We start from the raw sequence: 14,926 nt of genomic DNA, 5'->3' as shown, positions 1-14,926 counted from the left end.
CACCCCGCCCGCAGCCGAACGACGCGTTGCAGGCAGGTCTCCTGGCTCGACCGGATCGTCGATCGCCGCCGCCTTCCCGCTTGTCGCAGTGGCATCGTGGCGGCGATCCATCCGGTCACAGTTGCGGGGGCAGCGGAGGTTTCTCGCCTCACTTCCCTTGACCTGTAACGCTGCCCGCGCCCCTACGCCCGCCGCCGCGGCGAGGCAAGGCCCAGCGACGCCTGACCGCTCCTACCCGCGCGTTAACGATTTGCTGGGCGGCGTGCCGTTAAGGGACGGGCGATGCGGGGCGGCTGCGAAACCCGGCTGCGCACGCTACGCGCCGAGGCGCGCCCCACGCCGCAACCGGAGCCCGCTTGATCCATTCCGTCCCCACCCTTGCCATGACACCCGCGATGTCCGCACGGCTGGCGACCGCGCGCCGGCAGCGCAAGGAAGCGCGGGCGGCGCAGAAGGCGGACAAGCCGATGCGCGGACGGCGGATCGCGCTGCTTGCCGCGGCGCTCGCCCTGCCCGCCATGGCGGCCGAGCGGGAGTGGAACGCGGCCAGGGACGTACCGGCGGAAATCGCTCCGATGCCGTTCGAAACGGCGGGCGAGAATTTCCCCGGTTCGGCGTTCTATTACCTCGAGGACGAAGGCTACGTCGCGCCGTCCGATGCGGATTTCACGCAAGTCGCCTCCACCGCCAATGCCGAAGGCGTGCTGGTGGAAACCGAGACGAGCGAGATCCCCGGCGTGGGCGCCGTGGCTGCACCGCTCGTCGCGCTCGGCGGCGGCGATACCTCGGCCCGCGCGCTCAAGTGCATGACGATGGCGATCTATTACGAAGCCGCGAGCGAGGCCGATGCGGGCCAGCGCGCGGTGGCGCAGGTGGTGCTCAACCGCGTGGCGCACCGGTCCTATCCCAACAGCGTGTGCGGCGTGGTCTTCCAGGGCAGCGAGCGGCGCACCGGGTGCCAGTTCAGCTTCACCTGCGACGGCAGCTTGCGGCGCACCCCGTCGCGCGTGTTCTGGGCCCGTGCGCAGGCGGTCGCCCGCTCCGCGCTGGCCGGCGCAGTCTACCGCCCCGTCGGCCTTGCGACCCATTACCACACGACCGCGATCTATCCCTACTGGGCGCCCAGCTTGCACCACCTCGGCACCATCGGCGCGCACCGATTCTACGCCTTCAAGGGCGGCGCGGGCCAGCCGGGCGCCTTCCGCTTCGCCTATGCGGGGTACGAGCCTTCCGCATCGCCCCGCGCCCGCGCTTCCATCGACGACAGCCTGACGACCGATCCGCTGGCCATCGCCAAGGCTTACGAGAGCGCGGACTCGGCGAAACCCGCCGCAGGGCCGGGCGCGTCCACTCCCCCCGCAACCGGCGCGGGCGCTGCAGGCCGCGCCGTCGCCAATACGCCGCCGCCGCAATACTCGCGCGCGGTGGAGGAACGCGGCGGCGATGCGCTGTTCCGCGCCGACAAGCTGCCCGGCTCGGGCGAGGTGAAGCCGGAATACGCCAATTCCGGCCAGTGGCTCGACCGTCCGAAATCGGGCGACTGACTGCCGCGCTATTCTTCGCGCGGAGCGAAAACCGCGCAGTGACACTTTCATAACCATAGCGTCACACAAAGCCTTAGCAGGGCTGCGCCTAGGGCATCTTCATACCCGGGCGCAGCCACTGTGGCGAAGCGCCCGATTGACCAGGATCGCACCCGTCCCATGACCATCCGTTTCGCCGCCGCCACCACTGCCGCCTCCACCCACCCGGTGGTCCGCCGCGTATGTGCGGTGCGCCTGTCCCGCCCCGCCAACGACAACCCTTCGGCGGACCGGAACGACAAGCTCGTCTACGAGGCATTGCGCCATTTCGCGCAGCACGGAATCGCCGCAGCGCGCCATGCCAAGGGGCGCGCGGAGGAGGCATTCTTCGCCGGCGACCGCGAGGCGTACGACTGGTGGCTTGGCATCTGTCGCCAGCTCGACCGCCGCATGGCACGCGATTGCGCCGCCGGCATCGACGGCGCGGAGGCCGCCGACGCCTGAATACCGGGCACTTGGTCTGCGGGACGAAGGCCCCGCGAAAACCTCGTGAACGGGTGTTAACCAAAAAATGACGTCATCGCCCTATGCCCGTCACAGGAGCAAAGAGCGAAGGCTGGGCACATCAGCGGTTTACGTAATCTTGTCAGAGGCTTGTCGAGCAAGGACGCGATCGATGAACGCGTGCGGCAGACGCTCGTCAAGACGCTGTACGGCCAGCCGTCGAGCATGGCCATCGGGGCCGTCTGCGGAATCATAACCAACGGCGCGGCCGCCTATGTCAGCCGCAACGCCTTCCTCGTCGCCGGAGCTATCCTCCTCAGCATCGTCGCCATCGGCCGCGTGGTCGCCGCGCTTTACCTCCGCCGCCCCGGCCACCGTCGCAACGCGCGCGTGCTGGAAATCGTCTACGAAACGGGGGCCTTCACCTATTCAGCCCTCGCCGGGCTAATGTCCGCCTTCGCCATCTGGGCGAAGATCGATCCCGCCGTGCAAATGCTCCTGCTCGGCAATGCGATCGGTTACGGCGTCGGTATTTCGGCGCGCAACGCCGGGCGGCCGGTCATTGCGCTGGGCCAGTTGTTCCTCTGCCTGATCCCGCCGATCCTCGCCTGTTTCCTGTCTGGCAACCTGGCGCTCGCCATGCTCGGCTTCGGCATGCTGATGCTGCTGCCGGCGATGGTCGAGATCACGCTCAACGTGTTCCAGGTGCTGCGCCGCTCCATCTCGACGGCGGAAACCAGCCAGAAGCTGGCCGACAAGATGCAGCAGCTGGCGCGCACCGACGTGGTCACCGGCCTCGCCAACCGCGCCGGACTCAACCACCAGATGGTGGAGCGGCTGATGGTCGTCGGCAGCGACCGGAAGCTGGCGCTGTTCTGGATGGACCTCGACCGGTTCAAGGAAGTGAACGACACGCTGGGCCACCCGGTCGGCGACCGCGTGCTGACCGAAATCGCCCGCCGCCTGCAGGCGCTGGAGCTGGACGACACCACCATCGCCCGGTTCGGCGGGGATGAGTTCATCGTCGTGACCGAAGTCGGCAGTCGCAAGGAAAGCGAAGACGTGGCTCAGGCCATCCTCGCCGCGATCAATCGCCCCATCCGCATCGACGCGGACCGACTGGAACTGGGCGCATCGATGGGCATCGCCCTGATGCCCGACGACGGCAGCGATTTCGACACACTGATGCAGAGCGCGGACCTGGCGCTCTACGATGCCAAGATCAACGGCCGCAACCGCGCCACCTTCTTCGATGGGTCGATGACCCGCGACCTCGTCCGCCGCAAGGAAATCGAGGCCGAACTGCGCCACGCCATCCAGCGCGACGAACTGTCGATTTTCTTCCAGCCGATCGTGGACCTCGAAACCGGCCGCATCCGCACCTTCGAGGCGCTGGTGCGCTGGTTCCACCCGGAACGCGGCGAGATGCGCCCGGACGAATTCATCCCCGTGGCCGAAGACACCGGCCTCATCATCACGCTGGGCAACTGGATCACCCAGCAGGCGGCCAAGGCCTGCGCCCAGTGGCCCGAGGACGTGACGATCGCCGTCAACCTCTCGCCGATCCAGATCCGCGCGCCCGGCGCCGCGCTCGGCATCCTCGCCGCCCTGCGCGAGGCCCGGCTCGACCCGACGCGGCTGGAGCTGGAAGTGACCGAAAGCCTGTTCCTGGAAGACAGCGAGAATACCGCCCGCTTCATCGAGGAACTGAGCGGCCACGGCGTGCGCTTCGCCCTCGACGATTTCGGCACGGGCTATTCCTCGCTCGCCTATATCGACAAGTTTCCGTTCAAGAAGATCAAGGTCGACCGCAGCTTCGTGTCCGGCAAGGACGTAGGCCGCAAGAGCGAGGCGATCATCCGCGCGGTTGCCGAAATGGGCAACCAGCTGGAGATGGACATCGTGGCCGAGGGCCTCGAAACGGTCGAGCAGGTGCAGGCCGTCAAGAATGCGGGCTGCACGCTGGGCCAGGGTTACTATTTCAGCCGCGCCGTGCCCGATTACCTCGCCGCAATCCTGCTCAGCAACGAGCATGGCGAGACCGCTGCCGCTACGGCCACCGGCAGCTAGGCCGCCTCTCCCCCGTTTGAGGAACCAGATCGGCGCCTGCGCGTCGGGTGGGTAAGCGCGCGCGTGCAGCCACTTATTGCTATTGCGAACTGTTTGCAAAGATAGTCCGCGCAGTCGGTTGCAAACTCGCGCGCGCGGGCCTAGGTGCCCTACCGAGCCTCAATCGGGCGCGTCTTGCTTCGCGGAGCGCGGGGCGCGGCCCGGACGACGAAAGCGCCCGCGAAGGGAATTGACCGCATATGGCCCAGAACGCTGGACGCAAGAAGATCGCTCTCATCGGTTCCGGCATGATCGGTGGCACCCTCGCCCACCTCGCCGCGAAGAAGGAAATGGGCGACATTGTCCTCTTCGACATCGCCGAAGGCATGCCGCAGGGCAAGGCACTCGACCTGTCGCAGTGCGGCCCGATCGAAGGCTTCGACGCGAAGATCACCGGCACGAACGACTACGCCGACATCGCCGGCGCCGACGTGGTGATCGTGACCGCCGGCGTGCCGCGCAAGCCCGGCATGAGCCGCGACGACCTGCTCGGCATCAACCTGAAAGTGATGAAGGCCGTCGGCGAAGGCATCAAGAACAACTGCCCCGACGCATTCGTGATCTGCATCACCAACCCGCTCGACGCGATGGTTTGGGCGCTGCGCGAATTCAGCGGCCTGCCGCACAACAAGGTGGTCGGCATGGCCGGCGTGCTCGACAGCGCGCGCTTCGCCACCTTCCTCGCATGGGAATTCGACGTGTCCGTGAAGGACGTGAACGCCTTCGTCCTCGGCGGCCACGGCGACACCATGGTCCCCGTCACCAGCTACACCACGATCAACGGCATTCCGGTGAACGATTTCGCCAAGATCAGGGGCGTGAGCGAAAGCCGCATCGATGAAATCGTCGACCGCACCCGCAAGGGCGGCGGAGAGATCGTCGGCCTGCTGGGCAACGGCTCGGCCTATTATGCCCCGGCCACCAGCGCCATCGCGATGGCCGAAGCCTACCTGGGCGACAGCAAGCGCATCCTGCCGTGTGCAAGCTATGTCGAAGGCAAGTACGGCCTCGACGGGCTGTACGTGGGCGTCCCCACCATGATCGGCGCGGGCGGCACCGAAGAGGTGATCGAAATCGAACTGTCGGAAGAGGAGAAGAGCAACCTCAAGGTCTCGACCGACGCGGTCGAAGAATTGCTGGAAGCGTGCAAGGGGCTGGATGAGAGCCTTCGGTAAATGAGCTTTGCCGCCGACATGCTCGCGTGGCTGGCCGCCTTCGGCATTTTCGCCGCAGCGCTGACGGCACTCGTGTGCGCTGCTCGCGCACAAAGATCCTACTGGCTCGCCGCTTTAGCATGCCTCTGTGTGTGCGGTGTTGTTCTAGCGGAGGTGCAATACGACGGCCGGGCCACCTGGGCTTTCTATGCTTTCATATTACCCGCGCTCGCAGCCGCAGTCGTGCTGGGATCGCTTATCGCGGCTGCGATTGGTCGCTACCGTCGCAATCGCGCACCATTAGGTTCCAAATAAAGAGGTCACCATGTCCATCCTCGTAGACAAGAACACCAAAGTCATCACCCAAGGGATGACCGGCAACACCGGCACTTTCCACACGCAGCAGGCGCTCGATTACGGGACGCAGATGGTTGCGGGTGTCACGCCGGGCAAAGGCGGCACCGAGCACATCGGCCTGCCGCAGTTCGACACGGTTCGCGAGGCGAAGGCCGCAACGGGCGCGACCGCGTCGTGCATCTACGTGCCGCCGCCCTTCGCCGCCGACGCTATCTGCGAGGCGATCGATGCCGAGATCGAGCTGATCATCTGCATCACCGAAGGCATCCCGGTGCTCGACATGGTGCGCGCCAAGGCCGCGCTGGAAGGTTCGAAGTCGCGCCTCATCGGGCCGAACTGCCCCGGCGTGCTGACGCCGGAAGAATGCAAGATCGGCATCATGCCGGGCAAGATATTCAAGAAGGGCAGCGTCGGCGTGGTCAGCCGCTCCGGCACGCTCACCTACGAAGCCGTCCACCAGACCACGATGGTCGGCCTCGGCCAGACGACCGCGGTCGGCATTGGCGGCGACCCTGTCAACGGTACCAACTTCATCGACGTGCTCGACCTGTTCCTCGACGACCCGGAAACCAAGTCGATGATCATGATCGGCGAGATCGGCGGCAGCGCGGAAGAGGAAGCGGCGGAATTCCTGAAGCAGGAAGCTGGCAAGGGCCGCAGCAAGCCGACCGTGGGCTTCATCGCCGGCCGCACCGCCCCTCCGGGCCGCCGCATGGGCCATGCCGGCGCCATCGTGAGCGGCGGCAAGGGCGGCGCGGAAGACAAGATCGCGGCGATGGAAGATGCGGGCATCCGCGTCTCCCCCAGCCCCAGCGAACTCGGCACCACGCTCGACGCAATGCTGAAGGAAATGGCCTGACCGCCACGCACCGCGCGTTTCCTCCCCGGGAGCGCGGTGCCGCTTTGCGCATTGAATGCGCGAGAGGTGACCGAAATGGGTAACGAAACACACGAATTCCTCCCCGCGATGGGCGACCAGGAGGGGCCGCAGCCCGGCCCTTCGTGGGAGAACGCGCGTTGGCCGCTGACCGATATCGACGCGGAGGACGACCTTACCCAGGCGCTCGACCCCACGGCGATGAAGCTGGCGCTGAAGGAAGCGCACGCCAAGGCCGGCAAGCCGGTGGACGACAAGGCGCTGGAAAAGGCCGCCGACGATTCCAATCGCGCGATGATGCTGGTGCGTTCGTTCCGCGTGCGCGGGCACCTTGCCGCCAATCTCGACCCGCTGGGCCTCTCGCACCGCGAAGTGCCGGAAGACCTGACGCTGGAATGCCACGGCTTCGAAGGCGAGGAGGACCTCGAGGTCTACATCGGCGGCGTCTTCGGTTTCGGCTGGGTGACGATCGGCGAGCTTCATGCCGCGCTGCGCCAGACCTATTGCGGCAATGTCGGCCTCGAATACATGCACATCGCGGACGTCAAGGAACGCCGCTTCCTGCAGGAACTGTTCGAAACGCCGGAAGAGACGATCCAGTTTACGCCCGAAGGCAAGAAGGCGATCCTGCAGGCGGTGATCCGGGGCGAGGAATTCGAGAAATTCCTCGGCAAGAAATACGTCGGTACCAAGCGCTTCGGCCTCGACGGCGGCGAATCCATGATCCCCGCACTGGAAGCGGTCATCAAGTACGGCGGCGCCGACGGCGTGCGCGAGATCATCTACGGTATGGCCCACCGCGGCCGGCTGAACGTGCTCGCGAACGTGATGGCCAAGCCTTACAAGGTCATCTTCCACGAATTCCAGGGCGGCAGCGCCAACCCCGACGAGGTCGGCGGATCGGGCGACGTGAAGTATCACCTCGGCACCAGCACGGACCGCGAATTCGACGGGATCAAGGTGCATATGAGCCTGGTCCCCAACCCCAGCCACCTCGAAGCGGTCGACCCCGTCGTGCTCGGTAAGACGCGCGCGCAGCAGGCGATGCATGATGACCTGGAAAAGCATGAAAAGGTGTTGCCGGTCCTGATCCACGGCGACGCGGCCTTTGCCGGGCAGGGCGTGGTGTGGGAATGTTTCGGCCTGTCGGGCGTGCGCGGCTATTCCACCGGCGGCTGCATCCACTTCATCATCAACAATCAGATCGGCTTCACCACCAGCCCGAAATTCGCCCGGTCCAGCCCCTATCCCAGCGATGTGGCCAAGGGCGTCCAGGCGCCGATCCTGCACGTCAACGGGGACGATCCCGAAGCCGTGACCTTCGCTTGCAAGCTGGCGATCGAATATCGCCAGACCTTCAAGCGCGACATCGTGATCGACATGTGGTGCTATCGCCGCTTCGGCCACAACGAAGGCGACGAGCCGAGCTTCACCCAGCCGCTGATGTACGACGCCATCCGCAAGCACCCGCGGATCAGCGAGCTGTATGCCGACCGCCTGATCGACGAGGGTGTGATCGCGAAGGGTGACGCGCCCGCGTTGCGGCAGGAATTCGACGACCAGCTTTCCAGCGAGTTCGAAGCGGCCAAGGATTACGAGCCGAGCGACGTCGAATGGTTCGCCGGCCGGTGGAGCGGGCTGCACAAGCCCGCCGATCCGGAAACCGCGCGCCGCAACGTGGAAACCGCGCTGGGCGAAAAGCTGTTCGATAGCCTCGGCAAGACACTGACCACCGTCCCGGACGACGTGAACATCCACAAGACGCTGGGCCGCGTGCTGAAAGCCAAGGCGGAGATGTTCTCTTCCGGCGAAGGCTTCGACTGGGCGACCGCCGAAGCGCTCGCTTTCGGCAGCCTCGTGACCGAAGGCTTCGGCGTGCGCCTGTCCGGCCAGGACAGCGGCCGCGGCACTTTCAGCCAGCGTCATGCCATCTGGGTAGACCAGGATACCGAGGAGAAATACATTCCCCTCGCCACCCTCCCCCACGGCAAATTCGAAGTCTATGACAGCATCCTGTCTGAATACGGCGTGCTCGGCTTCGAATACGGCTTCGCCCTCGCCGATCCCAAGACGCTGGTGATGTGGGAAGCCCAGTTCGGCGATTTCGCCAACGGCGCGCAGATCATGATCGACCAGTTCATCGCCAGCGGCGAGGTGAAATGGCTGCGGGCCAACGGCCTCGTCATGCTGTTGCCGCACGGGTACGAGGGGCAGGGTCCGGAACACAGTTCCGCCCGGCTAGAACGCTTCCTGCAACTGTGCGCGAACGACAATATCCAGGTGCTCAACATCACCGAGCCGGCGAATTACTTCCACGTGCTGCGCCGCCAGATGCTGCGCCCGTTCAGGAAGCCGATGGTGATCATGACGCCAAAGTCGCTGCTGCGCCATCCGATGGCGAAGAGCCCCAAGGCGAAGTTCCTCGGCGACAGCCACTTCATGCGCATCCTGTCCGATCCCACGGAAATCGCGGACGAAAAGGTGAAGCGTCTCGTCTTGTGTTCGGGCAAGGTCGCCTACGACCTCATCCAGAAGCGCGACGAGGAAGGGCTGGACGATGTCTCCATCGTGCGGATCGAACAGCTCTATCCCTTCCCCGGCGAACCGCTCGCCGTGCGGCTGAAGCGGATGACCAACCTCGAACAGGTGATCTGGTGCCAGGAAGAACCGCGCAACAACGGCGCATGGTTCTTCGTCAACGAGCGGATCGAACAGGCGCTCGGCGATGCGGGCAAGGAGGGCATGCGCCCCTCCTACGCCGGGCGAGAGGAAGCCGCGTCGCCGGCCACCGGATACGCCAAGCGCCACCAGATGCAGCAGGAAGCGCTGGTGACGATCGCCTTGGGCCTTGCCGATGGCGGCGAGGCTGCGCGTAAATTGCAAAAGACCCAACGGGCCGAGAAGAAGGTTTAACATGGCAAGCGAAGTCAAAGTCCCCACGCTGGGGGAATCGGTTACCGAAGCGACCGTTGGCGAATGGCTGAAGCAGCCCGGCGACGCGGTGGCTCAGGACGAGCCCATCGCCAGCCTCGAAACCGACAAGGTCGCAGTGGAAGTCCCCTCGCCCATCGCCGGCGTGCTGCAGGAAACGCTGGTCGCCGTGGGCGATACGGTGGAAGTCGGCGCAGTCATCGCCAGGATCGCAGAGGGCGGCGCACCCGCCGCCAAGGGCGAGGAAGCGGGACGCGCGGCGGAGCAGCGCGAGGAAGGCCAGGACAAACGCGCCGAAGAACCTGCGCCCCAGCCCGCGTCGGACGGCGGCTCAGGCTCGCAAACCCTGTCCCCCGCCGTGCGCCGCGCGGTGCTGGAACACGGGCTCGACCCTTCCACCATCAAGGGCACCGGCAAGGACGGCCGCCTGACCAAGGAAGACGTGATCAACGCGGCCAAGGCCAAGGGTGACAGCCCCGCACCGACCGCCAGCGCCCCCGCGCCCTCGCCTGCAGCCTCCTCCTCTCCCGCTCCGTCCGCATCGGGCGAGCGCAAGGAAGAGCGCGTGAAGATGACGCGCATGCGCCAGACCATCGCCCGGCGCCTCAAGGGCGCGCAGGAAGAGGCTGCCCTGCTCACCACGTTCAACGACGTGGACATGAGCGCGGTCATGGAAGCGCGCGGCAAGTACAAGGACCTGTTCGCCAAGAAGCACGACATCAAGCTCGGCTTCATGGGCTTCTTCGCCAAGGCATCGTGCCTTGCGCTGAAGGACGTGCCGGCCGCGAATGCCTACATCGAGGGCGACGAGATCGTGTATCACGACTACGTCGACATCTCGGTGGCGGTCAGCGCGCCCAACGGCCTCGTCGTGCCGGTCATCCGCGATGCCGACAAGAAGGGCTTCGCGCAGATCGAGAAGGACATCGCCGACTTCGGCAGCCGCGCCCGCGACGGTACGCTGACGATGGAAGACATGAAGGGCGGGACCTTCACCATCTCCAACGGCGGCGTGTTCGGATCGCTGATGTCGACCCCGATCATCAACCCGCCGCAAAGCGCCGTGCTGGGCCTCCACCGCATCGAGGACCGCCCGGTCGTGGTGAACGGCGAAATCGTCATCCGCCCGATGATGTATATCGCCCTGTCCTACGACCACCGCCTGATCGACGGGCGCGAAGCGGTCACCGCACTCAAGATCATCAAGGAAGCGATCGAAGATCCCACCCGGATGCTGATCGACCTCTGAGGAAGAAATCATGGCTGAATACGACTACGATGTCCTCGTCATCGGCGCTGGCCCGGGTGGCTACGTCGCTGCGATCCGCGCGGCCCAGCTGGGGCTGAAGACGGCCTGCGCCGAAGGGCGCGAGACGCTGGGCGGCACGTGCCTCAACGTCGGCTGCATCCCGTCCAAGGCGATGCTGCACGCGTCGGAATATTTCGACGCGGCCGCCAACGGCACGATGGCAGAAATGGGCATCGACGTGACGCCCAAGCTCAACCTCGATGCCATGCACGCCCAGCGCCGCGATGCGGTGAAGGGCCTGACCGGCGGCATCAAGTTCCTGTTCAAGAAGAACAAGGTCGACTGGAAGAAGGGCTACGCCACCTTCCAGGATCCGCACACGGTCAAGATCGGTGACGAAACGGTCACCGCGAAGGACATTGTCATTGCCACCGGTTCCTCCGTAACGCCGCTTCCCGGCGTCGAGGTCGACAACGATAAGGGCATCGTCGTCGACAGCACCGGCGCGCTGGAGCTGAAGGCTGTTCCGCAAAAGATGGTCGTGATCGGCGGCGGTGTGATCGGGCTGGAGCTCGGCTCCGTTTGGCGGCGGCTGGGCGCAGACGTCACCTGCGTCGAATTCCTCGACGAGATCCTGCCCGGCATGGACGGCGACATCCGCAAGGAATCCCGCAAGATCTTCAAGAAGCAGGGCTTCGAGTTCAAGCTGTCGACCAAGGTCACCGGCGTCACCGTCAAGGGCAAGAAGGCCCACCTTACGCTGGAGCCGGCAGCCGGCGGCGAGACCGAAACGATGGAGGCCGACTGCGTGCTGGTGTCCATCGGCCGCAAGCCGAACACCGACGGCCTCGGCCTCGACGCGATCGGGCTGGAAACCAACAAGCGCGGCCAGATCGAAACCGACCACGATTTCCGCACCAAGGTAGACGGCGTGTGGGCCATCGGCGACGTGATCCCCGGCCCGATGCTGGCCCACAAGGCCGAGGACGAGGGCATCGCGGTGGCCGAAAACATCGCCGGGCAGACCGGCATCGTGAACCACGACGTAATCCCCAGCGTGGTCTACACCCTCCCCGAAATCGCCGGCGTCGGCCTCACCACCGAACAGGCGATCGAGAAGATGGGCGGCGACAAGGCGGCGGTGAAGGTCGGCAAGTTCCCGATGATGGCCAACAGTCGCGCGAAGACCAACCATGAACCCGACGGTTTCGTGAAAGTCATCGCGGAGGCGGAAACCGACCGCGTGCTGGGCGTGTGGGCCATCGCCAGCGTCGCCGGCACGATGATCGCGGAAGCGGGCATCGCGATGGAATTCGGCGCCACGAGCGAAGACATCGCCTACACCTGCCACGCCCACCCGACCCACGCCGAAGCGATGAAGGAAGCGGCGATGGCGGTACAGGGCAAGCCGATCCATATCTGAGTAATGACCCGCTCCGTTTCGATAATCGGCGCGGGCCAGATCGGCGCGGCGTTAGAGGATAGGTTCGGAAAACCGGATGACGTCGTCGTCCTGTCCCGTTCGCCACCCGCTTGGATCCAGCCCGGCGCAAGAAACAGGATTTACGATAAGTCAGTCGACACGCCCCTATCGGCCGATATCGTCATAGATACGGTCGCTTTCGATGCTGCAGACATCGCCTGCCACGATCCCGACCGCATCGGCAGGCTGATTCTGATCTCCTCCGCATCCGTTTACCGTGACGCGGAGGGGCGCACGCTGGATGAAGCGACCGAAACCTCCTTCCCGCAATTCCTCACGCCAATTGAGGAGACATTTCCCACCGTCGATGCCGGACCGCAAACCTACTCCACCCGGAAAATACGGATGGAAGAATCCGCCATCGACCGGTTCGGTGATCGCGTCACGATTTTGCGACCCTGTGCCCTACATGGCTCTTGGTCCCGACACCCCCGCGAATGGTGGATGGTGAAACGGCTTCTGGACGGGCGCACCCGGATTCCTCTCGCCTACAACGGGGCCAGTCGTTTCCAGACGACATCGGCAATCGCCATGGCGGACGTCACCTGGCATCTTGCGGACGAGCAGCTTGGCGGAATCTTCAACGTTGCCGATTGGGGCTGTCCGGATGTCCTCGAAATCGTGCGCTCCATCGCGGGAGAAATGGGACGCGAGGTGGGCTACTATCCGGTAGCTGGCTTTCCCGAGCGATACGTTGGCAGGACGCCATGGAGTATTCCGGGCACCTTCGAACTGAGCGATAGCAAAGCCTGGTCGACCGGCTTCCGCGGAGCCGATCCCTATTTTATCGACTGCCGGCATGCCGTGCGCTGGTTGGTCGCCAATCCGCCGGCGGATTGGCGCTCTGCCTTTCCGCAACTCGCTGCCTATCCGTGGGATCTATTCGACTACGAGGCGGAAGACGCCTATTTCGCGAGCTTGTGACCATGCCCCCGTTCCACCTTGCCTTCCCGGTCGACGACCTCGCTGCGGCGCGGGCGTTTTATGGCGGGGTGCTGGGGTGCGCGGAGGGGCGGTCTTCGGACGAGTGGGTCGATTTCGACTTTTTCGGGCACCAGATCGTCGCCCACCTCGCCCCGGCGCGCAGCAGCGATGCGGCCAGCAACCACGTGGACGGCCACGGCGTCCCCGTGCCGCATTTCGGGCTGGTGCTCGAAATGGCGCAATGGCGCGCGATGGCCGACCGGCTGACGGCCGCAGGCACAAAGTTCGTCATCGAACCAACGGTGCGCTTTGCCGGCCAGCCGGGCGAGCAGGCGACGATGTTTTTTCGCGATCCCGCCGGCAATGCGCTGGAAATCAAGGCGGTGGCCGACCCTGCCAAGCTGTTCGCGCGTTAGGCGGAAATCGTCTTGGCCCAGCGCCCGCGGCGTGGCACTCGGGCCCGTCAAGGAGAGTGCCATGATCCCGTCCCTGACCGAAGAACCCGGCGCGCTGGAACTGGCCGGGCGCATCCGTGCCGGCGAGCAATCCCCGCTCGAGGCAGTGGACGCCGCCATCGCGCGGATCGAGCGACTTGACGGCCCGATCAACGCGATCGTCGTGCGCGATTTCGACCGGGCGCGCGATGCGGCAAGGGCGCTCGACGGCGCGGCGCCGGGCGAGGACCAGCCGCTATTCGGCGTGCCGATGACGATCAAGGAAAGCTTCGGCATCGCGGGATTGCCCTCCACGTGGGGCGAGGAGCGCTTCGCGGGCAACGTTGCAGACACGGACGCGCGCGTCGTCCGCCAGCTAAAGGCTGCAGGCGCGATCTTCCTAGGCAAGACGAATATTCCGCCGCAGCTGGCCGACATCCAGAGCGCGAACCCGGTGTATGGCCGCACGAACAACCCGCACGACCTGTCGCGCGTCCCCGGCGGGTCTTCCGGCGGTGCGGCGGCCGCGGTGGCGAGCGGGATGGTGCCGCTGGAATACGGCACCGATATCGGCGGTTCTGTGCGCGTGCCCGCGCATTTCTGCGGCGTGTGGGGGCAGAAGACGAGCTGGGGCCTGATCGACCTCGAAGGCCACGAATACCCGATGCTGAAGTCGGGCGGCCACGACACCGCCTTGTCCATCGCGGGGCCGCTGGCGCGCAATGCTGCCGACCTCGACCTTGCCATCTGCCTCACGGCCACGCGCCCGCTGGAACGCACTGCCGGACCGCTGTCTGACCGCAGGTTCCTGCTGGTGCTCGACCATCCCGACTGCCCGCTGGACGATGCGGTGCGCGGCCCCATAGAGGCGGCAGCGCAGGCGATCGAGGCGGCCGGCGCTGAGGTCGACCGCAGCAGCGACCTGTTGCCGGACCTGTCTGCCGAACGGGCGGACTACATGCGCATGCTCGGCATCGCGATGTCGCGCGGGATGCAGCCGGGGGCCGACGGCAAGCGCGCGCTGGCCACGGACTGGTTCAACCTGCTCGACGCGCAGTGGCGCAGCGAAAGGGCCTGGGCGCGCCTGTTCGAAAGCTACGACTTCGTGCTTGCCCCGCCGATGGCCTTCCTCGCCTTCGAGCACGACGAGCGCGACATGCGCGAGCGCACGGTGCGCATCAACGGGGCGGACGTGCCGATGGGCGCAGGCTTCGGCTATTCGGCGCTGGCCACCTTCCCCAACCTGCCCTCCACCTGCATGCCGGTGGGGTCGACCGATGGGCTGCCTTGCGGGATGCAAGTGATCGGCCCGCGCTGGGCGGACCGTGACTGCATCTCCATCGCGGCCAAGATTGCGAACATATTGCCGGGCTGACCGACC

Annotated in this window: 12 protein-coding genes and 1 riboswitch; all 12 genes read left to right on the top strand. The window is 65.7% G+C overall.

What is annotated here, in order from left to right:
* Window positions 1-14 precede the first annotated feature (14 nt).
* Window positions 15-181, bottom strand: a riboswitch (cobalamin riboswitch).
* 214 nt (window positions 182-395) lie between these two features.
* The 12 genes from VCJ71_RS00880 to VCJ71_RS00825 all read left to right on the top strand — a co-directional run bounded on the left by VCJ71_RS00880 (window position 396) and on the right by VCJ71_RS00825 (window position 14,920).
* Complete coding sequence (locus VCJ71_RS00880; RefSeq protein ID WP_324638437.1) at window positions 396-1,544, top strand: cell wall hydrolase; 1,149 nt, start codon at window positions 396-398, stop codon at window positions 1,542-1,544.
* A 159-nt stretch (window positions 1,545-1,703) separates the two neighbouring features.
* Window positions 1,704-2,027, top strand: a complete 324-nt coding sequence (locus tag VCJ71_RS00875) for a hypothetical protein (RefSeq protein ID WP_324638435.1) — start codon at window positions 1,704-1,706, stop codon at window positions 2,025-2,027.
* Window positions 2,028-2,177: 150 nt separating this feature from the next.
* Entirely contained in the window at window positions 2,178-4,097 is a 1,920-nt protein-coding gene (locus VCJ71_RS00870) for a putative bifunctional diguanylate cyclase/phosphodiesterase (protein WP_324638434.1), read from the top strand.
* A 239-nt stretch (window positions 4,098-4,336) separates the two neighbouring features.
* Complete coding sequence (mdh, locus tag VCJ71_RS00865; RefSeq protein ID WP_324638433.1) at window positions 4,337-5,311, top strand: malate dehydrogenase; 975 nt, start codon at window positions 4,337-4,339, stop codon at window positions 5,309-5,311.
* Window positions 5,312-5,605: a hypothetical protein gene (locus VCJ71_RS00860; protein ID WP_324638432.1), complete on the top strand. Its 294-nt coding sequence runs from the start codon at window positions 5,312-5,314 to the stop codon at window positions 5,603-5,605.
* A 10-nt stretch (window positions 5,606-5,615) separates the two neighbouring features.
* Window positions 5,616-6,506, top strand: a complete 891-nt coding sequence (gene sucD / locus VCJ71_RS00855) for a succinate--CoA ligase subunit alpha (protein WP_324638431.1) — start codon at window positions 5,616-5,618, stop codon at window positions 6,504-6,506.
* A 75-nt stretch (window positions 6,507-6,581) separates the two neighbouring features.
* Window positions 6,582-9,437 carry a 2-oxoglutarate dehydrogenase E1 component gene (locus VCJ71_RS00850; RefSeq protein ID WP_324638430.1) on the top strand — a complete coding sequence of 952 codons (2,856 nt, stop codon included), beginning with the start codon at window positions 6,582-6,584 and terminating at the stop codon, window positions 9,435-9,437.
* 1 nt (window position 9,438) lies between these two features.
* Entirely contained in the window at window positions 9,439-10,704 is a 1,266-nt protein-coding gene (odhB, locus tag VCJ71_RS00845) for a 2-oxoglutarate dehydrogenase complex dihydrolipoyllysine-residue succinyltransferase (RefSeq protein ID WP_324638429.1), read from the top strand.
* Between the two features lie 10 nt (window positions 10,705-10,714).
* Window positions 10,715-12,127, top strand: coding sequence for a dihydrolipoyl dehydrogenase (gene lpdA / locus VCJ71_RS00840; protein WP_324638428.1), 1,413 nt, complete (start codon window positions 10,715-10,717; stop codon window positions 12,125-12,127).
* Window positions 12,128-12,130: 3 nt separating this feature from the next.
* A complete protein-coding gene (locus VCJ71_RS00835) occupies window positions 12,131-13,111 on the top strand; it encodes a Rossmann-fold NAD(P)-binding domain-containing protein (RefSeq protein WP_324638427.1) in 981 nt (326 codons plus the stop codon).
* A complete protein-coding gene (locus VCJ71_RS00830) occupies window positions 13,108-13,527 on the top strand; it encodes a VOC family protein (RefSeq protein ID WP_324638426.1) in 420 nt (139 codons plus the stop codon). Before VCJ71_RS00835 ends, VCJ71_RS00830 begins: the two co-directional genes overlap by 4 nt.
* A 61-nt stretch (window positions 13,528-13,588) precedes the next feature.
* A complete protein-coding gene (locus VCJ71_RS00825) occupies window positions 13,589-14,920 on the top strand; it encodes an amidase family protein (protein ID WP_324638425.1) in 1,332 nt (443 codons plus the stop codon).
* Window positions 14,921-14,926 lie beyond the last annotated feature (6 nt).

Origin of the sequence: Pseudoblastomonas aquimaris (assembly GCF_035481675.1) — a bacterium.
Classification (GTDB): domain Bacteria; phylum Pseudomonadota; class Alphaproteobacteria; order Sphingomonadales; family Sphingomonadaceae; genus Alteriqipengyuania_B.
The sequence above is the reverse complement of the archived record's forward strand: the minus strand, read 5'-3'. Positions and strand labels throughout refer to the sequence as shown.

Bases quoted from the DNA above. Each gene is read 5' to 3' on its own strand.
- VCJ71_RS00880 (WP_324638437.1), top strand. From the start codon at position 396: ATGTCCGCACGGCTGGCGACCGCGCGCCGGCAGCGCAAGGAAGCGCGG.
- VCJ71_RS00875 (WP_324638435.1), top strand. From the start codon at position 1,704: ATGACCATCCGTTTCGCCGCCGCCACCACTGCCGCCTCCACCCACCCG.
- mdh (WP_324638433.1), top strand. From the start codon at position 4,337: ATGGCCCAGAACGCTGGACGCAAGAAGATCGCTCTCATCGGTTCCGGC.
- VCJ71_RS00860 (WP_324638432.1), top strand. From the start codon at position 5,312: ATGAGCTTTGCCGCCGACATGCTCGCGTGGCTGGCCGCCTTCGGCATT.
- sucD (WP_324638431.1), top strand. From the start codon at position 5,616: ATGTCCATCCTCGTAGACAAGAACACCAAAGTCATCACCCAAGGGATG.
- VCJ71_RS00850 (WP_324638430.1), top strand. From the start codon at position 6,582: ATGGGTAACGAAACACACGAATTCCTCCCCGCGATGGGCGACCAGGAG.
- odhB (WP_324638429.1), top strand. From the start codon at position 9,439: ATGGCAAGCGAAGTCAAAGTCCCCACGCTGGGGGAATCGGTTACCGAA.
- lpdA (WP_324638428.1), top strand. From the start codon at position 10,715: ATGGCTGAATACGACTACGATGTCCTCGTCATCGGCGCTGGCCCGGGT.
- VCJ71_RS00835 (WP_324638427.1), top strand. From the start codon at position 12,131: ATGACCCGCTCCGTTTCGATAATCGGCGCGGGCCAGATCGGCGCGGCG.
- VCJ71_RS00825 (WP_324638425.1), top strand. From the start codon at position 13,589: ATGATCCCGTCCCTGACCGAAGAACCCGGCGCGCTGGAACTGGCCGGG.